The 19,469-nt window shown below is 67.3% G+C and carries 12 protein-coding genes and 1 tRNA gene; 7 read left to right on the forward strand and 6 right to left on the reverse strand.

Annotated elements, in window-relative coordinates; genetic code table 11:
* Entirely contained in the window at positions 1 to 603 is a 603-nt protein-coding gene (locus BLT64_RS03860) for an SH3 domain-containing protein (protein ID WP_011748232.1), read from the reverse strand.
* A gap of 91 nt (positions 604 to 694) precedes the next feature.
* On the opposite strand from BLT64_RS03860, the gene BLT64_RS03865 reads away from it, so the two are divergent.
* Positions 695 to 1,705: a 2-hydroxyacid dehydrogenase gene (locus BLT64_RS03865; RefSeq protein WP_011748231.1), complete on the forward strand. Its 1,011-nt coding sequence runs from the start codon at positions 695 to 697 to the stop codon at positions 1,703 to 1,705.
* Positions 1,706 to 1,867: 162 nt separating this feature from the next.
* Positions 1,868 to 4,360, forward strand: coding sequence for a GcvT family protein (locus BLT64_RS03870; protein ID WP_011748230.1), 2,493 nt, complete (start codon positions 1,868 to 1,870; stop codon positions 4,358 to 4,360).
* Positions 4,361 to 4,954: 594 nt separating this feature from the next.
* On the opposite strand, the gene BLT64_RS03875 is transcribed toward BLT64_RS03870, so the two are convergent.
* The 4 genes from BLT64_RS03875 to lipB all read right to left on the reverse strand — a co-directional run bounded on the left by BLT64_RS03875 (position 4,955) and on the right by lipB (position 8,583).
* On the reverse strand, positions 4,955 to 5,449 hold the full coding sequence (locus tag BLT64_RS03875) for a DUF2244 domain-containing protein (RefSeq protein ID WP_011748229.1): 495 nt from the start codon (positions 5,447 to 5,449) through the stop codon (positions 4,955 to 4,957).
* Positions 5,450 to 5,468: 19 nt separating this feature from the next.
* Positions 5,469 to 7,145: a cytochrome c oxidase subunit I gene (ctaD, locus tag BLT64_RS03880; protein WP_011748228.1), complete on the reverse strand. Its 1,677-nt coding sequence runs from the start codon at positions 7,143 to 7,145 to the stop codon at positions 5,469 to 5,471.
* 171 nt (positions 7,146 to 7,316) lie between these two features.
* Positions 7,317 to 7,784: a cytochrome c550 gene (locus tag BLT64_RS03885; protein WP_011748227.1), complete on the reverse strand. Its 468-nt coding sequence runs from the start codon at positions 7,782 to 7,784 to the stop codon at positions 7,317 to 7,319.
* Between the two features lie 142 nt (positions 7,785 to 7,926).
* Positions 7,927 to 8,583 carry a lipoyl(octanoyl) transferase LipB gene (gene lipB, locus BLT64_RS03890; RefSeq protein ID WP_011748226.1) on the reverse strand — a complete coding sequence of 219 codons (657 nt, stop codon included), beginning with the start codon at positions 8,581 to 8,583 and terminating at the stop codon, positions 7,927 to 7,929.
* A 144-nt stretch (positions 8,584 to 8,727) separates the two neighbouring features.
* Here lipB and metH point away from each other — a divergent pair, with 144 nt between their 5' ends.
* The 4 genes from metH to BLT64_RS03910 all read left to right on the forward strand — a co-directional run bounded on the left by metH (position 8,728) and on the right by BLT64_RS03910 (position 14,909).
* Positions 8,728 to 12,480: a methionine synthase gene (metH, locus tag BLT64_RS03895; RefSeq protein WP_011748225.1), complete on the forward strand. Its 3,753-nt coding sequence runs from the start codon at positions 8,728 to 8,730 to the stop codon at positions 12,478 to 12,480.
* Between the two features lie 76 nt (positions 12,481 to 12,556).
* Positions 12,557 to 12,643, forward strand: a tRNA-Leu gene (locus tag BLT64_RS03900).
* Positions 12,644 to 12,954: 311 nt separating this feature from the next.
* On the forward strand, positions 12,955 to 13,296 hold the full coding sequence (locus BLT64_RS03905; RefSeq protein ID WP_230999155.1) for a translation initiation factor 2: 342 nt from the start codon (positions 12,955 to 12,957) through the stop codon (positions 13,294 to 13,296).
* 326 nt (positions 13,297 to 13,622) lie between these two features.
* Positions 13,623 to 14,909 (forward strand): O-acetylhomoserine aminocarboxypropyltransferase/cysteine synthase family protein, encoded by a 1,287-nt coding sequence (locus BLT64_RS03910; RefSeq protein ID WP_011748223.1) that lies wholly within the window; start codon positions 13,623 to 13,625, stop codon positions 14,907 to 14,909.
* A 68-nt stretch (positions 14,910 to 14,977) separates the two neighbouring features.
* Here BLT64_RS03910 and BLT64_RS03915 read toward each other — a convergent pair whose 3' ends face one another.
* Positions 14,978 to 15,823: an SIMPL domain-containing protein gene (locus tag BLT64_RS03915; RefSeq protein ID WP_011748222.1), complete on the reverse strand. Its 846-nt coding sequence runs from the start codon at positions 15,821 to 15,823 to the stop codon at positions 14,978 to 14,980.
* Positions 15,824 to 16,032: 209 nt separating this feature from the next.
* Here BLT64_RS03915 and BLT64_RS03920 point away from each other — a divergent pair, with 209 nt between their 5' ends.
* Positions 16,033 to 19,128, forward strand: a complete 3,096-nt coding sequence (locus tag BLT64_RS03920) for a hypothetical protein (RefSeq protein ID WP_041529904.1) — start codon at positions 16,033 to 16,035, stop codon at positions 19,126 to 19,128.
* Positions 19,129 to 19,469: the final 341 nt, after the last annotated feature.

Raw genomic sequence — 19,469 nt, forward strand, 5'->3', positions numbered from 1 at the left:
TCAGTCGCGGATCTCGTCGGGATCGACGCCCCAGATCGTGGTCTTGGGCACCCAGCCCTTTTCGCCGCCGCCCGAGACCCGGCACCAGTCGACGATGCATTCGTGCAACCGGACGATGGCGCCGGCCTCGGCCCGGGCCACCACGCTGGCGCGCGGCTCGGGCCGCGCCAGCAGGTCCAGCATGTCCTTGGTCACGATGGCGGTGCGCACGCCCGACAGCAGCGAATAATGCACCCAGCCGCCGGCGCCGTCCTGGTCCTCGACCCGGCGCCAATGGCCGAATTCGGCCACCACGCGCAGCGGCATGCCGGCATGGCGGAACACCCAGTCGATGCGATGAGACAGGCTGGGGCCGCGCCGGGCATTGCCCTCGCCGCCCTTCAGGCTGACATAGCGCGGTAGCGGCAGGTTGGTCACCGACCCGCGGTTCGGGTCGCGCTTGCCGTCCTGATGGCGGCTGATTGTCGCATCGGCGGAAAGCCCGGGGATCTGCTTTGCATCCAGCGTCTCACCCGGATCGGTGGCCTGCGCCAGCGCCGCCGACCCCAAACACGTCCCCGTCGCCAATATCGCGGCGCCGAGCCAGACCCGTCCTTGCTTCATCTGCCCGTCCTGCTTTTTCGGGGTCTTGTGCCTGCCCCGCATCGCGGGCACTTTGCCAAAAGCCGCCCGGCTTTGGAAGAGAGGAGCGACCATGCCAGCCGTTCATGCGACCGATCCGACCCGCTCGCGCCTTAAAGTTACCGTGACCCGGCGCCTGCCCGAGGCGGTCGAGACCCGGATGTCCGAGCTTTTCGACGTTTCCCTGAACGCCGAAGACCGCAGGATGAGTCGCGAGGAACTGGTCGCCGCCATGCGCGTCTCGGATGTGCTGGTGCCGACGATCACCGATCATATCGACGCCGCCATGCTGGCCCAGGCCGGCGACCGGCTGAAGCTGATCGCCAATTACGGCGCGGGGGTGGACCATGTCGACGTGCATTCCGCCCGCCAGCGCGGCATCCTGGTCAGCAACACCCCGGGCGTCGTGACCGAGGACACGGCCGATGTGGTCATGGCGCTGATCCTGGGCGTTACCCGGCGCCTGCCCGAGGGCATGGCCGAGATGCAGGCCGGCCGCTGGCAGGGCTGGTCGCCCACCGCGCATCTGGGCGGGCGGCTGGGCGGGCGGCGCCTGGGCATCCTGGGCATGGGCCGCATCGGGCAGGCGGTGGCGCGGCGGGCGAACGCCTTCGGCATGCAGGTGCATTATCACAACCGCCGCCGCCTGCGCCCCGAGGTCGAGGCCGAGTTGCAGGCGACCTACTGGGAAAGCCTGGACCAGATGCTGGCGCGCATGGATATCGTCAGCGTGAACGCGCCGCATACGCCCTCGACCTTCCATCTGCTGAATGCGCGGCGGTTGAAGCTGCTGAAGCCCTCGGCCGTGGTGATCAACACCTCGCGCGGCGAGGTCATCGACGAGAACGCGCTGACCCGGATGCTGCGCGCGGGCGAGATCGCGGGTGCCGGCCTGGACGTTTTCGAGCATGGGCACGAGATCAACCCCCGCCTGCGCGAGCTGCCCAATGTCGTGTTGCTGCCGCATATGGGTTCGGCCACCATCGAGGGGCGGGTCGAGATGGGCGAGAAAGTCATCATCAACATCAAGACCTTCGCCGACGGCCATCGGCCGCCGGACCTGGTGGTGCCCTCGATGCTGTGATCCCGACGCCCCGGTTCGCCGGGGCGTTTGCGTCTGGCGTCCTGGCCGAATGCGCCATGTCGTTTTTTGCCCAGAACATGTCGCGGGAAATGCGGGCGCCGCGCGCTGTTCCGGCTCTAATCGTGACAGGTAGCCCATGCGCGAAATAAGGAGTCGCTTGCGATGAAAACCCATGTGAAGGCCCTTGTGGTCGGAGGCGGCGCGGTCGGCTGCGGCATCGCGCTGCACCTGGCCCGCGCGGGCTGGGACACGATGCTGGTCGAGCGGGACGAACTGACGGCAGGCTCGACCTGGCATGCCGCGGGTCTCTTGCCGCTGTTCAACATGGGCTATGCGACCAGCCATATCCACGACTATTCGGTCAAGCTGTATGCCGGGCTGGAGGCCGAGACCGGGCTGAACGCCGGTTTTACCCGCTGCGGCAACCTGCGCATGGCGCAGACCGATGCGCGGATGGACGAATACATGCTTTACTCTGCCACCGCCGAGACGGTGGGCATCGAGCATGAATTCCTGACGCCCCGGCAGATCAAGGATCGCTGGCCGCTGGTCCGTACCGAGGATCTGAAGGGCGCGCTGTTCCATCCGACCGACGGCTATATCAACCCTGCCGACGTGACCCAGGCCATGGCGCGGGCCGCGCGCATGGCGGGCGCCACCATCGAGCGCAAGATCCAGGTCAACGGCTACGAATGGACCGGCGAGGAATGGATCGTCACCTGCGAGAAGATGGTCGAGAAGGGCGGCAACCTCGTCTCCTCGGGCGAGCAGTTCGAGATCCGCGCCGAGCATGTCGTGACCGCGACCGGCAACCACGCGCAGCGCACCGCGCGGCTTCTGGGCATCAAGATCCCCGCCATTCCGGTCGAGCACCAGTATATCGTGACCGAGCCCGACCCGGCGCTGGTCAAATGGCGCGCCGAGGGCAACCCAGAACACCCGGTGCTGCGCGATGCCGACGCCAAATGGTATGTGCGCGAGGAGCGCGGCGGCTGGATCCTGGGCCCTTATGAGCGCAATGCCCCGGCGCGCTTCCTCTATGACGTGCCGGAAAGCTTCCGTGCCGACCTGTTCCCGCTGGATCTGGAACGGATCGAAGAGGAATACATGTCGATGATCCACCGGCTTCCCACCTCGGAAACCGTGGGCCTCAAGGACGATTTCAACGGTCCGATCTGCTACACGCCCGACGGCAACCCGCTGGTCGGCCCGGCGCCGGGCCTGCGCAACATGTGGCTGGCCGAGGGTTTCAGCTTTGGCATCACCGCCGCCGGGGGTGTCGGACACTACCTTGCCCAGATGATGACCGAGGGCGAGGCCGAGATCGACATGGCCAGCCTCGATCCCCGTCGCTTCGGCGGCTGGATGACGACCGAATACGCCGCCCGCAAGAACGAAGAGGCTTACGAGCATGTCTTCGTCCTGCACCACCCGGACGAGGAACGCGAAGCCTGCCGTCCGCTGCGCACCGCGCCCGCCTATGACCGCCAGAAAGAGGCCGGCGCGCAATTCGGCCAGGTGAACGGATGGGAGCGGCCGAACTATTACGCGCCCGCCGGTTTCGACGACCATGCCGCGCGCAGTTTCCGCCGTGGCGGCTGGTGGCAATATGCCAAGGCCGAGGCCGAGGCGATCCGGGGCACCGCCGGGCTGATCGACGCCTCGGCATTCGCCAAGCATCGCGTCCATGGCAAGGGGGCGACGGCTTTCCTCGACTGGTTCACCACCAACAAGCTGCCCAAGGTCGGCCGCATCAACCTGACCTATGCACTGACCGAGGCCGGCACGACGCGGACCGAATACACCATCGTGCGGCTGGCCGAGGACGACTATTACCTGATTTCGGCCGGTGCCTGGGCGGATTACGACGGCGACCACCTGCGCAAGATGGCCGAGGAGATGGAGGGCGAATTCGGCCAGGTGATCGTGCAGGACATCACCACGCAATGGGGCGTCTTCGCCATCGCCGGCCCGAACAGCCGCGCCATCCTCAAGGAACTGGTGCGCGACGCCGATCCTGCGACGGCGCTGGGCAACAAGCGTTTCCCCTGGCTTTCGATGCGCAATATCGAGTTGGGCATGTGCCCGGTCCGCGCCATCCGCGTTGCCTATACCGGCGAGCTGGGCTGGGAGCTGCACCACCCGATCGAGTTCGGCCGCTATCTCTGGGACCAGTTGGTCGCCGCGGGCGAGAAGCACGGGCTGAAGCTGGTCGGCGCGCGCGCCCAGAACTGGCTGCGGCAGGAGAAGTCCTATCGCGCCTTCGGCACCGAACTCGGCCGCGACGCGACGCCGCTGGAGGCCGGGCTGGACCGCTTTGTCGATCTGGACAAGGCGTTCAACGGCAAGCAGGCAATGCTGGACAAGGGCATCCGCAGCAAATGCGTGACCCTGCTGATCGACGGGCCGGGCGATGCCGATCCCTGGGGGCGCGAGGCGCTTTACGCCGCCGACGGCACCAAGGTCGGGCGCCTGACTTCGGCCGGCTGGTCCGCGGCCTTCGGCAAGTCCATCGGCATGGGCTATGTCCGTCCCGACCTGGCGGAGCCGGGCACCAGGCTGAAGGTGCGCATGCAGCGCGAGCTGTGGGACGCGGTGGTGACCGAGGACAGTCCCTATGATCCCGAGAACAAGGTGATCCGGGTGGACGGCTGATTTCCTCCCCAGCCGCCGCAGGAAGAAAGGCCCGCCACCGCGCGGGCCTTTTTCATGGCCGTGGTCGAACCTGTCGGGACAGGCCGGCCGGGGTGTTGCGATAGGTTGTTATCCGGCGTCGTGGTTCGGGTCGGGTCCGACCATGGTGCTCCAGTTCTCATGGAAGCCCAGTTTCTCGCGGTTGCGGCTGTCGGCGGCATTCTCTCGCGTAGCAGAGGGGCCTCCCTCGTCGCGGTTCTCCGTTCCCTTTGGCCCAAGGATGATGCGGTGGTCTACGTAAGCAGGGGCTCGGTCGGGTGCCAGCCTTCCGCAAGGCTGGTGTTCCATGCCAGCGGTCGTTTGGGGTCATGTCTAGGTGTTCAGTCCCGGCATCTGGTAGATGGGGTTTAGGATGAATCGATCCGGCTTGAGGTCGCTGTCCCCTCGCGCATCCGGGTTTCGAAACCGTCGCCGGGATGCAGGCCCGGCTTGGCGAGCTGGCATTTCGCGGGCCCGAGGCCCGCCATTTCGACAGATGCTCGGGCATGCTCCGCGCTTTCCGGACCTTGACGGGCGGGGCATCCGTCAGGCGCGGCGCGCGGGGTTCACATATCGTTATCCCCGCAACGCTTCCAGCCGCCGTGCCAGGTCGTTGCGCAGCGCCATGCGCTCCTCGGGTGCCAGGAAGGCGCCCAACTCGACCTCGCGCTTGCCGTCGGTCAGCACCAGATAATCCTCGACCGGGCCGTTCTGGCGCAGGGCGAGGCGCACCCAATAGGGGTTGGTCTGCCAGATGCGATCAGGTCGTCCAGGGTCGCTGCGGGTCAGGATCAGCCGGTCGCGGTCAAGCAGCATGACCTCGCGCGCCGTGCCGTAGCTGCGGACGATGCCCTGCCACAGCCCCCAGACCGCCAGTGCCGCAAAGGGCAGGAGCCCCCAGAGCACCTTCGAGCCGACCACGGCCAGCAAGGGCAGCGCCAGACCCGTCGCGGTCAGGCCGATCACCCAGACGAAGCCCTTGCGGGACAGCGAGCGGTGCGGCCAGACCTCGAGCCGAAAGCATGCGGCCCCGGAATTCTCCGGGGCCGCATCATGCCATGCATAGGGCATCGTTGGATCAATGCGGGGATCAATGCGCGTGTGCGCGATCCCAGTCCTCGCGCTTGGGCAGGGTCTCGAAGGTATGCTCGGGCGGCGGCGAGGGCAGGGTCCATTCCAGCGTGTCGGCATGCTCGTTCCAGTAGTTCGGCACGTTCACGCGCTTGCCGGCGAAGAGCGTGTAGAACACGATGCCGATGAAGAACAGGAAGGACGCGAAGGAGATATAGGCGCCGATCGACGAGATGTTGTTCCAATAGGCGAACTCGACCGGATAGTCGATATAGCGCCGCGGCATGCCCTGGCGGCCCAGGAAGTGCTGCGGGAAGAAGATCAGGTTCGAGCCGATGAACATCATCCAGAAATGCAGCTGGCCCGCCCATTCCGGGTATTGCCGGCCCGACATCTTGCCGATCCAGTAATAGACCCCGGCGAAGATGCCGAACACCGCGCCCAGCGACATCACGTAGTGGAAGTGGGCCACGACGTAATAGGTGTCGTGATAGACCCGGTCCAGCGGCGCCTGGCTCAGCACCACGCCGGTCACGCCGCCGACGGTGAACAGGAACAGGAAGCCGAAGGCCCAGAGCATCGGCGTCTTGAACTCGATGCTGCCGCCCCACATGGTCGCGATCCACGAGAAGACCTTGATGCCGGTGGGCACCGCGATGGTCATGGTCGCCAGCATGAAATAGGCCTGCTGGGTCAGCGACATGCCGGCCGTGTACATGTGGTGCGCCCAGACGACGAAGCCCAGGATGCCGATCGCCGCCATGGCCAGCACCATCGGCAGGTAGCCGAAGATCGGCTTCTTGGCGAAGGTCGAGATGACGTGGCTGATGATGCCGAAGCCCGGCAGGATGATGATATAGACCTCGGGATGGCCGAAGAACCACAGGATGTGCTGGTAAAGCACCGGGTCGCCGCCGCCGGCCGGATCGAAGAACTGCGTGCCGAAGTTGCGGTCCATCAGCAGCATGGTGATCGCGCCCGCCAGAACCGGCAGCGACAGCAGGATCAGCCAGGCGGTGATGAAGACCGACCAGGCAAACAGCGGCACCTTGAACAGCGTCATGCCCGGTGCGCGCATGTTGAGGAAGGTGGTGATGATGTTGATCGCGCCCAGGATCGACGAGGCACCCGAGACGTGGACGGCAAAGATCGCCAGGTCCATGGAATAGCCCGCCTCGGTGGTCGAGAGCGGCGGGTAGAGCACCCAGCCGACGCCCGAACCCATCTGGTCGTTGCCGCCCGGCGCCAGCAGCGAGGCGACGCCCAGGGCCACGCCGCAGACATACATCCAGTAGGAGAGGTTGTTCAGCCGCGGGAAGGCCATGTCCGGGGCGCCGATATGCAGCGGCATGAAATAGTTGCCGAAACCGCCGAACAGTGCCGGGATCACGACGAAGAACATCATGAGCACGCCGTGGTAGGTGATCATGACGTTCCACAGGTGTCCGTTCGGGGTGCATTCCGCCGAGGCGTCGGCGATGAGACGCGCGCCTTCCAGGCACATGTATTGCACGCCCGGATGCTGCAGTTCCATCCGCATATAGACGGTGAAGCATACCGAGATCAGGCCGACGATGCCGGCCGTGAACAGGTAAAGGATACCGATATCCTTGTGGTTTGTTGACATGAACCAGCGGGTGAAGAACCCGCGGGTGTCATGATGGTCACCGTGGCCGTGAACGGCTGCGTCTGCCATGCGTGGACTCCCTAGACATGCGGCTGGCCGGCGCAAAGGCCGACGGACTCGCCTGTTTCTAGACCACAATCCTACCCCTCGCAATGCGAAGAAAGGACTAAAAGTCGCGCCCCTGCGCGCTTTTGTCGCACGCAGGGGCGGGGCCGTCGAGACATCTCGGAGGCGTCGGGATCAGTTCGATTCGCCCTCGGCCGCAGCCTCGCCGTCGCCGCCCGCATCGGGCGAGTTCTGGGCCAGGAAGGCCACCACGTCGGCCTGGTTCTTGCCCATCTTGAAGGTCATCTTGGTCTTGGCGCCCTTGTCGTCGGTCATCTTGACCAGCCAGGGCTTGGGGTCGGTGACGTATTCGATCAGGTCGGCCTCGGTCCAGGTCAGGTCGGGGTTCTTTTCGGCGACCTCGAGGATGCCTTCGCCGTATTTGAAGCCCTCCTCCGAGGCGATCTTGCGGCCGACGACGCCGTAAAGGTTGGGCCCGGTCTTGCCGCCCTTGATGATGTCGGTGCCGTCCGGCGCCTGGATCATGTGGCAAGCCTTGCACTTGTTGAATTCTTTCTCGCCTTTGGCGGCGTCGCCATCCTGGGCCGCAGCGGGCAGGGCGAGGGTGATGGCGGCGAGAGTGGCATAGATGCTGATCTTCATCGCGTTTCCTCTTGGGTATCGCTCATGTCCGGGCAACGGACCTCTCCGCTTCCCGATTGACAGGGCTATCATGTGCCAAGCGGGCAGAATACAGGAAAAACGTCGTAGAACGGCTGAGGGAGAATATGTCGCAGGGCGAAAATCAGCCGGCGAGCGGCGGAAAGTTCCGTGCGAAGCTGCGGCGCAGGGCCAGGTCCAGGTCATCCATGCCGACCGGCAGGCCCATGTCGACCAGGCTGGTGACGCCGTGCCCCGAGATGCCGCAGGGCACGATGCCGGCGTAATGGTTCAGGTCCGGCTCGACGTTGATGGCGATGCCGTGGAAGCTGACCCACCTACGCAGCTTGACGCCGATGGCGGCGATCTTGTCCTCGCGCATGGAGCCGTCGGGCAGGGGCGCCTTGTCGGGTCGGGCGATCCAGACGCCGACGCGGCCGTCGCGGATCTCGCCGCGCAGGTTGAACTCGGCCAGCGCGTCGATCACCCAGTTCTCCAGCGCCTTGACGAAGGCGCGCACGTCGCGGCCGCGCCGGTTCAGGTCCAGCATGACATAGACCACGCGCTGGCCGGGCCCGTGATAGGTATATTGCCCGCCTCGCCCCACGGCATGGACCGGAAAGCGCGCCTCCAGCAGATCGGCTGCCTTGGCCGAAGTGCCGGCGGTATAGAGCGGCGGATGCTCGACCAGCCAGACCAGTTCGCCCGCCTCGCCGGCCGCGATGGCGGCTGCGCGCGCCTCCATGAAGGCGAGGGCTTCCTGATAGTCGGTCAGGCCCGGGGCGGTGATCCATTCTGTCATGTCCGCCAGATAGGCCGGGGCGGGCGAGGCCGCAAGTGGGCCTGCGGATCATGAATCCGCTGCAAGATCATTGTGCGGATGTTGAATTTCACTAAATGACTGTCTGCTTATATACAGACGGTCTCACAACGCCCGGATGCTGCCATGATCTTGCCCCTTTCCCCCGTGTTCGACGCCATGCGCGCGGCTGCGCGCGACCGTATCCTGATCCTCGACGGGGCGATGGGGACGCAGATCCAGCAGCTTGGCCTGTCCGAGACGGATTTCGCCGGCCATGGCACGGGCTGTGCCTGCGGCTGCCATCCCCCCGCGCCGGGCGAGCATCCGCAGCAGGGCAACAACGACCTGTTGAACCTGACCCAGCCCAAGGCGATCGAAGAGATCCATTACCGTTATGCGAAGGCGGGCGCGGATATCGTCGAGACCAACACATTCTCGTCCACGACCATCGCGCAGGCCGATTACGGCATGGAGGCGGCGGTCTACGACCTGAATTTCCATGGCGCCCGTATCGCGCGGCAGGCCCTGGACCGCGCCACGGCCGAGGACGGCCGCCCGCGCTGGGTCGCCGGGGCCCTGGGGCCGACCAACCGCACCGCCTCGATCAGTCCCGACGTGAACAATCCCGGCTATCGCGCCGTCACCTTCGACGATCTGCGCATCGCCTATGCCGAGCAGATCCGAGGGCTGATCGACGGCGGCGCCGACCTGATCCTGATCGAGACGATCTTCGACACGCTGAACGCCAAGGCCGCGATCTTTGCCTGCGAGGAGGTGTTCCAGGACAAGGGCCAGCGCCTGCCGGTGATGATCTCGGGCACGATCACCGACCTCTCGGGCCGCACGCTTTCGGGCCAGACGCCGACCGCCTTCTGGTATTCCATGCGCCATGCCGCGCCGATCACGGTGGGCCTGAACTGCGCGCTCGGCGCCGCTGCGATGCGCCCGCACCTGGCCGAGCTTTCCACGGTCGCCGATACGCTGATCTGCGCCTATCCCAATGCCGGCCTGCCCAACGAGATGGGCCAGTATGACGAGACGCCCGAAGAGATGGCGGCGCAGGTCGCCGAGTTCGCCCGCGAGGGGCTGGTGAACGTGGTCGGCGGCTGCTGCGGCTCGACGCCCGAGCATATCGCCGCCATCGCCCGCGCCGTGGCCGATCTGCCGCCGCGCGCCATCCCCGAGATCGAGCCGCGCCTGCGCCTTTCGGGGCTGGAGCCCTTCGTCAAGACCGACGACATTCCCTTCGTCAACGTGGGCGAGCGGACGAACGTCACCGGCTCGGCCAGATTCCGCAAGCTCATCACCAACGGCGATTACGCCGCGGCGCTGGATGTGGCCCGCGACCAGGTGGAAAACGGCGCCCAGATCATCGACGTCAACATGGACGAGGGGCTGATCGATTCGAAGCAGGCGATGATTGACTACCTGAACCTGATCGCCGCCGAGCCCGACATCGCCCGCGTGCCGGTCATGATCGACAGCTCCAAGTGGGAGGTGATCGAGGCCGGGCTGAAATGCGTCCAGGGCAAGGCCATCGTGAACTCGATCTCGCTCAAGGAAGGCGAGGAAGGCTTTCTGAACCAGGCCCGGCTCTGCCGCCGTTATGGCGCGGCCGTGGTGGTCATGGCCTTCGACGAGACCGGCCAGGCCGATACCGAGAACCGCAAGGTCGAGATCTGCTCGCGCGCCTACGACCTCCTGGTGAACGCGGTCGGCTTTCCGCCCGAGGACATCATCTTCGACCCGAACATCTTTGCCGTCGCCACCGGCATCGAAGAGCATGACAATTACGGCGTCGATTTCATCGGCGCGACCCGGCGCATCACCCAGGCCCTGCCGCATGTGCATGTCTCGGGCGGGGTCTCGAACCTCAGCTTCAGCTTCCGCGGCAACGAGCCGGTGCGCGAGGCGATGCATGCGGTGTTCCTCTATCACGCCATCCAGGCGGGGATGGACATGGGCATCGTCAACGCGGGCCAGCTGGCGGTCTATGACCAGATCGACGCCGGCCTGCGCGAGGCTTGCGAGGACGTGGTGCTGAACCGCCAGCCCAAGGCCGGCGGCACCGCGACCGAGAACATGCTTGAGATCGCCGAGCGTTTCCGCGGCGAAGGCGGGGCCAAGGCTCGTGAAAAGGATCTGACCTGGCGCACATGGCCGGTCGCGAAACGGCTGGAGCATGCCCTCGTCAACGGCATCACCGAGTATATCGACGAGGATACCGAGGAGGCGCGGCTTTCCGTCGAGCGCCCGCTGCATGTGATCGAAGGCCCCTTGATGGCCGGCATGAACGTGGTCGGCGACCTGTTCGGCTCGGGCAAGATGTTCCTGCCGCAGGTGGTGAAGTCGGCCCGGGTGATGAAGCAGGCCGTGGCGCATCTTCTGCCTTACATGGAGGCCGAAAAGGCCGGCAGCGGCGCCTCGTCCAGCGCCGGCAAGGTGCTGATGGCGACGGTCAAGGGCGATGTCCACGACATCGGCAAGAACATCGTCGGCGTCGTGCTGGCCTGCAACAATTACGAGATCATCGACCTGGGCGTGATGGTGCCCGCGACGAAGATCCTGGAGACCGCCAAGGCCGAGAATGTGGACATCATCGGGCTTTCCGGCCTCATCACCCCCTCGCTGGACGAGATGGTGCACGTCGCCTCGGAAATGGAGCGCGAGGGCTTCGACATCCCGCTGCTGATCGGCGGCGCCACGACCTCGCGCGTGCATACGGCGGTCAAGATCCATCCGCGCTATGGCCGCGGGCAGGCGGTCTACGTCACCGATGCCAGCCGTGCCGTGGGCGTGGTGGGCAGCCTGCTTTCGGGCCAGAAGAACGCCTATGTCGAGAATATTCGCAGCGAATACATGGACGTGGCGAACAAGCACGCCCGCGCCGAGGCGGACAAGAAGCGCCTGCCGCTGGCCACGGCCCGCGACAATGCGGTCAGGATCGACTGGACCGGGTTCCAGGCCAAGGCGCCCGAGTTCCTGGGTTCGCGCGTGATCGAGGATTTCGACCTGGCCGAGATCGCCCGTTATATCGACTGGACCCCGTTCTTCCAGACCTGGGAATTGAAGGGCGTCTATCCGCGCATCCTCGATGATGAAAAGCAGGGCGAGGTGGCGCGGCAGCTCTTTGCCGACGCGCAGGCCATGCTCACGCGCATCATCGATGAGCAATGGTTCAAGCCCCGGGCGGTCATCGGCTTCTGGCCGGCGAACCGGGTCGGCGACGATATCCGGCTGTTCACCGCCGAGGATCGGGCGGCGGAACTGGCCACCCTGCACACGCTGCGCCAGCAGGTGACCAAGCGCGACGGCCGCCCGAACGTGGCGCTGGCCGATTTCGTGGCGCCCGAGGGGCATCGCGACTATGTCGGCGGCTTCGTGGTCACGGCCGGCGGCGAGGAGCAGCAGATCGCCGATCGCTTCAAGGCCGCGCATGACGATTTCTCGGCCATCCTGGTGCAGGCCCTGGCCGACCGTTTCGCCGAGGCGCTGGCCGAGATGATGCATGAGCGGGTTCGCAGGCAGTACTGGGGCTATGCGGACGAGGCTTTCAGCCCCGAGGAACTGATCGCCGAGCCCTATGCGGGCATCCGCCCGGCGCCCGGCTATCCGGCCCAGCCCGACCATACCGAAAAGGTGACGCTGTTCCGTCTGCTGGACGCCACCGCCGCCACCGGGGTCGAGTTGACCGAGTCGATGGCGATGTGGCCCGGCGCCTCAGTCTCGGGCCTCTATATCGGCCATCCCGATGCCTATTACTTCGGTGTCGCCAAGGTCGAGCACGACCAGGTTCTGGACTATGCCGACCGCAAGGGCATGCCGGTGTCGCAGGTCGAGCGCTGGCTGGCGCCGATCCTGAACTATACCCCGCAGGCGGCCGTCGCGGCCGAGTGAAAAGAAACGCGTGGCGGGTGCAAAAATGCCCTTTTCATCCGCCGCGCAAGCGTCTAGAAGCCGCCTTGCTACGGATGCGGTCGTGGCGGAATTGGTAGACGCGCAGCGTTGAGGTCGCTGTTCCTTAACCGGAGTGGAAGTTCGAGTCTTCTCGACCGCACCAAGCCTATCCCCCTTTGAAAAGTTGAAAACGCGGTAACGCGGAATCCCGGCGGGTAATGCTGCGGGCTGTGCTGGTCGGTGGGCAAAGGCCGCCCTGGCGCTGAAGTTCGGCACCCGGGATGCTCTGTCCGTTGCGATGCGATTCCCATGCGGGGATGCGGCCATATCGCGCAGGCATATTCTGCCAAATGCCTAAAATTACCCCAAGATCTTTCTTGATCTAGTACAAAATGGACAATAGGACCGGCTGGGTATTCAGTGCGAGGTTTCTTGATGTTCGGACGTATTCTTGCGCTTTGCGCAGCATTTTCATTGGCTGGCTGTGCGACCATCACCCGCGGGACCAAGGACGTGCTGGTCGTGAACTCGACCCCGGCTGCGGCGCAGGTCAAGCTCAGCAACGGGGAATCCTGCGACAATACCCCATGCAGCTTCAAGGTTCCCCGCAAGTCGGAACTGAACGTCCTGGTGACGAAGGATCGCTGCAAGCCGCAGCAGGTCCGCGTGACGAACCGCGTGGCGGGCGGCGGCGGCGCGGCGATGGCCGGCAACGTCCTCGTCGGCGGGATCATCGGTGCGGGCGTCGATGCCGGGTCGGGCGCGATGCTGGAACTGGTGCCGAACCCCGTCGACGTGCAGCTTGAATGCCGCTGAGCCACTCGCCCGGCTGAGGCTCTGCTGATATTCCCAGGCCCGCCCCGTCCAAGGCGGCGGGCCATCACCGACCCGGCGGGACCGCAGCGCGGCGTCCTGGGGATGGGTGCGAATGCCGGAGCGGAAGCCATCGGCGCATCTCTCCTGCATGGCCGGTCGCTTGGGCGGAAGGAAAAGACGCTTGCAGGCCGTGCCGGGAGAATACCTTTCGGCCAATGCCTTGCGGGACGATGGCGCCGTCCTTTCCGGCGCCGGCCCGCGCCTTTCTTGTTCCCTTCCGCCGCAGCTTGCGCCTAGTCTCTGCCTCGAACAAGAGGAGAGTTTCCATGTCCGAGAAATGGGGTTTCGACACCACCGCCATCCACGCCGGCAGCGCGCCCGACCCGGCGACCGGGGCGCGGCAGGTGCCGATCTATCAGACCACGGCCTATGTCTTTCAGGATGCCGCCCATGCCGCGCGGCTCTTTGGTCTGCGGGAGGTCGGCTATATCTATTCCCGCCTGACCAACCCGACCGTCGCCGCGCTTCAGGCCCGCGTGGCCGAGCTCGAGGGCGGGGCGGGGGCGGTCTGCTGTTCCTCGGGCCATGCGGCGCAGATCATGGCGCTGTTCCCGCTGATGGGACCAGGCAAGAACGTGATCGCCTCGACCCGGCTTTATGGCGGCACCATCACTCAGTTCAGCCAGACCATCAAGCGGTTCGGCTGGTCGTGCAAATTCGTCGATCTGGACGATCTCGATGCGCTGCGGGCGGCTGTCGATGACGACACCCGCGCCATCTTCTGCGAATCGATCTCGAATCCCGGCGGCTATGTCACCGACATTCCGGCCGTGGCCAAGGTCGCGGACCAGGTCGGCCTGCCGCTGATCGTCGACAACACGCTGGCCACGCCCTGGCTGTGCAAGCCCATCGAGATGGGCGCGACGCTGGTCGTCCACAGCCTGACCAAATACATGACCGGCAACGGCACGGTGACCGGCGGCGTGATCGTGGATTCGGGCAAGTTCGACTGGTCGGCCTCGGGCAAGTTCCCCAGCCTGTCCGAGCCCGAGCCGGCCTATCACGGGCTGAAGTTCCACGATACCTTCGGCGCGCTGGCCTATACCTTCCACGGCATCGCCATCGGGCTGCGCGACCTGGGCATGACCATGAACCCGCAGGCGGCGCATTACACGCTGATGGGGATCGAGACGCTGGGCCTGCGCATGGAGCGTCATGTCGGGAATGCGCAGAAGGTCGCGGAATGGCTGGAGGCCGACCCGCGCGTGACCTCGGTAACCTATGCGGGGCTGGCCTCATCGCCCTGGAACGCGACGGCGCGGCGCGTCTATCCCAAGGGGGCGGGGGCACTTTTCACCTTTGCGATCAAGGGCGGCTATGACGCGGCGGTGAAGCTGGTCGATAACCTGAAGCTCTTCAGCCATGTGGCGAACCTGGGCGATTCGCGTTCGCTGGTGATCCATTCCGCCTCGACCACCCACAGCCAACTGACCGACGAGCAAAAGATCGCCGCCGGTGCCGGCCCGGACGTGGTGCGGCTGTCCATCGGCATCGAGGATGCGGCCGACATCATCGCCGATCTGGACCAGGCATTGGCCGCTTCCACCGCCTGAGACGAAAAGGGGCGGCGCATCGCTGCGCCGCCCGCCTCTGACAATGCGCCCCTGGTCAGTTCGCCGGGTCAGTTTGCCGGGGCTTCCACGGGTTCGTCCGTGGTCTCGCCCTCGGGTGCCGGCGGCTCGCTGCCTTCCGGCGCATCGGCGGGGTGCATGGCGAAAACCGCCGTGACATTGGCGCTGACGGCCAGTTCGCCCGCCTCGATGGGCGTATCGGCCGCGCTTGCGGCTTCGGCGCGCATGGCCATCATCGGGCGCGGCCCGCCGCCCATCTGCACATCCGACAGCGACAGCAGCCGGCCAAGCCGCATGCCCGCCGCATCGGCCATCACCTCGGCCCGGCGGCGTGCCTCGGCCACGGCCTCGGTCCGGGCCTGATCCTCGGCCTCGGCCATGTCCTCGCGCGAAAATGCGATGCCGCTGATTTCATTGGCGCCCGAGGCGACCAGCTTGTCCAGCACCGGGCCGAGCCCCGCGATGTCGCGCACCCGCACGGTGACGCTGTTTTGCGCGCCGTAGCCGGTCAGCTTCGGCGGCTGACCCTGGTCCGAGTAATCCATCACCGGAGACAGGTTCAGCCCCGAGGTCTGGATGTCGCGCGCCTCGATGCCCTCGGCCTTCAGCGTCTCGATGACCTTGGCCTGCTGCTCGGCATTCTGCGCCATGGCCTCGGCGGCGGTGGCGGCCCGGGTGCTGACGCCCAGGGTGATGGTCGCCATGTCGGGCTGGGTCGTGGCCTGGCCGGCGCCGGTCACGGTCAGCCTGGCGAAGGGGGCGGCATGTTTCATGGCATGATGTCCCATCTGTGCGGGCGGCGGCGGGGCGTCGGTCTGGGCGGGCTGGGCCATCAGCGGGCCTGCGCCCAGAACGATCAGCGTCGCGGCAGCCATCAGGGGTCGGAATTGGGGCATCGGGTCTTTACTCCTTGGCGCGTCGGGGTCGTGCCCTTGCGCAGTTGTCTTCACGAGCCCCAGTAACGCCGCAAATGCGTTTTGGGATGCCTCACAATCCGGTGTTCGGCTTTTCACGCATCGCGTTCTGGGTTAGTTCAGAAGCATCAATCATGAAGATGCGCCCAAGGATGCCCGGGGGCGCCCGGAACCGAAAGCAAAGCCCGTCGATGTCGCTTGATTCCGTTACTGAATACGCCCTCTCCTTCAGCGAGGACGCCGTGCATCTCGAACGGCGCGAGCGGGGCCCGGGGCGACAGGGCGGCGGCGGTGCACCGGCGGCCTGGCGGCATCTTGGCTCGGTCGATTTCACTTCCTCCGATTTTCAGGGGGAACTGGCCCGTCTGCGCGCCATGGCGACGGGCGACGGGACCAGGTCGACGCTGCCCGTCACCCTGATCATTCCCGACGACCAGATCCTCTACACGACGCTGACCGTCGCGCCGGGCGCGGATCGCGAGCATGCGGTGGGCCGGGCGCTGGACGGGCTGACCCCCTATGCCATCGAGGATCTGGCCTTCGATTGGGAAGGCGACGGCGACAGCGTGCGCGTCGCCGCCGTGGCCCGCCAGACCCTGCGCGAGGCCCGCGATTTCGCCGGGCAATACGGCTTTGACGGGCAGGGCTATTGCGCCGTGCCCGAGGCCGGGCTTTATCCGGGCGAGCCGGTCTTCGTGCTGGAGCCCGCCCCTTCCGCCCGCCCGCGGGTCGACCCGGCACAGGCCGGCGTTACCGCCTCGGGGCTGCTGATCGAGGAGGAATTGCCCGAGGAACAGCCGGCGCTGGATCTCGACGGCGACCAGTCCGAGGCGGAGGAAGAGGTTGCGGCCGAAAGCCCGGTCGAGCCGGTCCCCGAGGAGAGCGCCTCGACGGTTGCCGCCAAGGAAACCGACGAGCCGGGAGAGGCCGTTTCAGTATCCGAGCCGGCTCCCTCTGCAGAAATGATCGAGGATTCCGAGGCAACAGAAGAAGTTTCCAGGGAAATATCGGGGAACCATCCTGCTGAAACCCCGCCCGCTGGCATTCCGGCCGCATTGGCCGACGATGCTCAGGCGGCGCCGCTAGACGAGGCCGAGGCCGTCGCCGGGGCCGATGACGTTCCCGCCGCCGGCGCCGTCGAAGCGGCGGCACCGATCCAGGCTTCGGATGCTGCGGAAACGGCAGCGGCTTCGGAGCAGGCCGTGCCCGCTGCGCCCCGTGACGTTGCAGCCCATGATCCGGCGCCCCAGGGCCCCGCGCCGCAAGCGGATGCCGGTCTGAACCCGCGCGCCCGGGCCGTGCATGAGCGCGCTGCCGGTGCTCGCCAGGCCCGCCCGGCGGGCAGCGCTCCGGTCCAGCCCCGCCGGCCGGGCGAGCGCGGCGGCCTTGCCGGGCTGATCGCCATGCTGGGGGCGCTGGTGGTCGGGCTGATCCTGATCTGGGCCTTTCTGGTCCCGGATCGGCAGGAAGCGCAGCTTGCAGCCGTCACCCCATCCGAGCAGGCACCGGCCCCGCAGCCTGTCGAGCCCGTGCCCGCGCAAACCCCGGAACCCGCGCCCGCACCGGAACCCACCGCACCGGCCGAAGCCGAAACCGTCCAGCCGGAGCCTGCCGCGCCGCAACGCGCGGCGACCGAGCCCGAATCTGCCCCGGCGCCGCTCTCGGCCCTGACCGAGGAAGAGCGCCGTCGCGTCCTCGTCGCCGCCGCTGCCGTGGCTGCCGCCGTGGTGCCGCCTTCGGCCTCGGTGCCCGCGGCCCCGGCATCTCCGCCCCCTGCATCCGCCGCATCCGTGCAGGACGGGGAACGCGCGCCTGCCGTCGGCGAAGCGGCGCAACCCGCAGCCGCTGCCCGGCCTGCCGCAACCACGCCGACGCCTGCGGCCCCTGCACCAGCCCAAGCGCAGGCCCGGCCTGCGCCGTCTGCACCCGCTGCCACGCGGCTGACCAGTTCGGCCCGCCCGCAGCTTGCACCGCGCCGCAGCACGCCGCAGACCTCGGTGCCGCGCGCCGATACCGCGCCGCGCGTGCCTGCGGATCCGCTGCCTTTCGAGGCCAGCCAGCGCCGCGCTCAGCCTGTCGGCAGCGCCCGCCCGCCCGAGCGCAGCCGCCGCGCCGCCCCGACCCCTGCGGCGACTCCCGTGGCGGCTCCTGCTGTGGCGGCGCCTGCGCAGGTGCAAGCCCAACCCGCCGCCGCGGCCGGCACTGCCGGGCTGCGCGGTTCGGCGCGGCCGCCGTCGCGCCCCGAGGGCTCGACCCCCGAACTTCTGACGGATGGGACGCAGGCGGACAGCCTGACACCGGCGGAACAGCAGCATCTGCGCGACCTCATCCGCGACATCGGACGGGGTGGACTGGCCTCGCTCGATCCCTTGCCGCGCGGCGAAAGGCTGGCGCAGGCCCGGCCGCAGCGCAAGCCGGGCACGGCCAGCGATGCGGCCGATCCATCGGCGATTGATGCCGCAGTGAGGTCGGCCACCACGCCACCACCGGACAAGCCCGACAGCGTCGAAACCGCTGCCGCGCCCGCCCGGGATCCGGGCGGGCTTTTGCGTGGTTCGGCCCGTCCGCGCGCCCGTCCCGCCGCGGCGGCCGGTGGTGGCGCTGCGGTTTCGGGCGGGGCTGTCGAAGCGGCCATTTCGGCCGCCGTCGCGGCCTCGCCCGCGCCGCCGGGCGGGGTGCAGCTTTCGGCGCTGGCCTCGTCGCCGCTGCCCCCCCGGCGCGGCGAGCGGCCGCCCGCCGCGTCCGAGGCTGCCGCCACTCCGGCGCCCCCGGCCGCTGCCGCTGGCCCCAGCGAGGCCGAGCTGGCCGCCCGCCGCAAGCTTGACGAGCAGTTGCAGGCCCAGGCCGAGGCGCGCATCCGCGCCCGCGCCGCCGCCGATGCCAAGGCCGAGGCAGAGGCCCGCGCCCAGGCCGAAGCCCGCGCCCGCGCCCAGGCCGAGGCCGAGGAGCGCGCCGCCCGTGCCAAGCGTCAGGAATACAAGCCGCCCGAGGTCGACAACGAGCCCGAGATCGCCACGGCCGCCCTGCCCAAGGGCTCGACCTCGGCCAGCGTGGCCAAGGCCGCGACCCAGCCGCGCGGCCTCGACATGGGCCGCACCACGGTGATCGGCATCATCGGCGCCGGCAAGGCCAGCCGCGCGCTGATCCGGCTGCGCAACGGCAAGGTGGTGACCGTCCGCCTGGGCGACCGCATCGACGGCGGCACCATCAATTCGATCGGCGACGGGCGACTGACCTATGTCAAGGCGGGCCGCACCCACGAATTGCGGATGCTGGACGGGCGCTGACAGGGGCCTTCCTGCTGATCGCCGCCGTCTATCTGATGGCAATGGCGATCGCCGTGCCGCTGTCGGTGCGGCTGGGCTCGGCGCTGGGCTATCTGATCGCGGCCATCGTCATAGACGCGATGCTGGATGTTGCTGCTGATCGGGCTGGAGCTTGAGCCGCAGGCGCTGTGGCAGATGCGCCAGCGCCCTTTTGGGGCCGGCCCGCATGCAGATCCTGGGCACGGCGGCGCTCTGGAGCGTCTCACCCATGATCCCGGCGTCGCGCCCATCGCTCCCGGGCCGGATGAACTGCCTTAGCATGGGCTGGCTCGTCCCGTCGAACGCTGACCGCGACCCCCGAG

It is taken from the genome of Paracoccus denitrificans, assembly GCF_900100045.1.
Taxonomy (GTDB): Bacteria; Pseudomonadota; Alphaproteobacteria; order Rhodobacterales; family Rhodobacteraceae; genus Paracoccus; species Paracoccus denitrificans.

Coding starts and splice junctions, on each gene's coding strand:
- BLT64_RS03860 (WP_011748232.1), bottom strand. CDS start 603: ATGAAGCAAGGACGGGTCTGGCTCGGCGCCGCGATATTGGCGACGGGG.
- BLT64_RS03865 (WP_011748231.1), top strand. CDS start 695: ATGCCAGCCGTTCATGCGACCGATCCGACCCGCTCGCGCCTTAAAGTT.
- BLT64_RS03870 (WP_011748230.1), top strand. CDS start 1,868: ATGAAAACCCATGTGAAGGCCCTTGTGGTCGGAGGCGGCGCGGTCGGC.
- BLT64_RS03875 (WP_011748229.1), bottom strand. CDS start 5,449: ATGCCCTATGCATGGCATGATGCGGCCCCGGAGAATTCCGGGGCCGCA.
- ctaD (WP_011748228.1), bottom strand. CDS start 7,145: ATGGCAGACGCAGCCGTTCACGGCCACGGTGACCATCATGACACCCGC.
- BLT64_RS03885 (WP_011748227.1), bottom strand. CDS start 7,784: ATGAAGATCAGCATCTATGCCACTCTCGCCGCCATCACCCTCGCCCTG.
- lipB (WP_011748226.1), bottom strand. CDS start 8,583: ATGACAGAATGGATCACCGCCCCGGGCCTGACCGACTATCAGGAAGCC.
- metH (WP_011748225.1), top strand. CDS start 8,728: ATGATCTTGCCCCTTTCCCCCGTGTTCGACGCCATGCGCGCGGCTGCG.
- BLT64_RS03910 (WP_011748223.1), top strand. CDS start 13,623: ATGTCCGAGAAATGGGGTTTCGACACCACCGCCATCCACGCCGGCAGC.
- BLT64_RS03915 (WP_011748222.1), bottom strand. CDS start 15,823: ATGCCCCAATTCCGACCCCTGATGGCTGCCGCGACGCTGATCGTTCTG.
- BLT64_RS03920 (WP_041529904.1), top strand. CDS start 16,033: ATGTCGCTTGATTCCGTTACTGAATACGCCCTCTCCTTCAGCGAGGAC.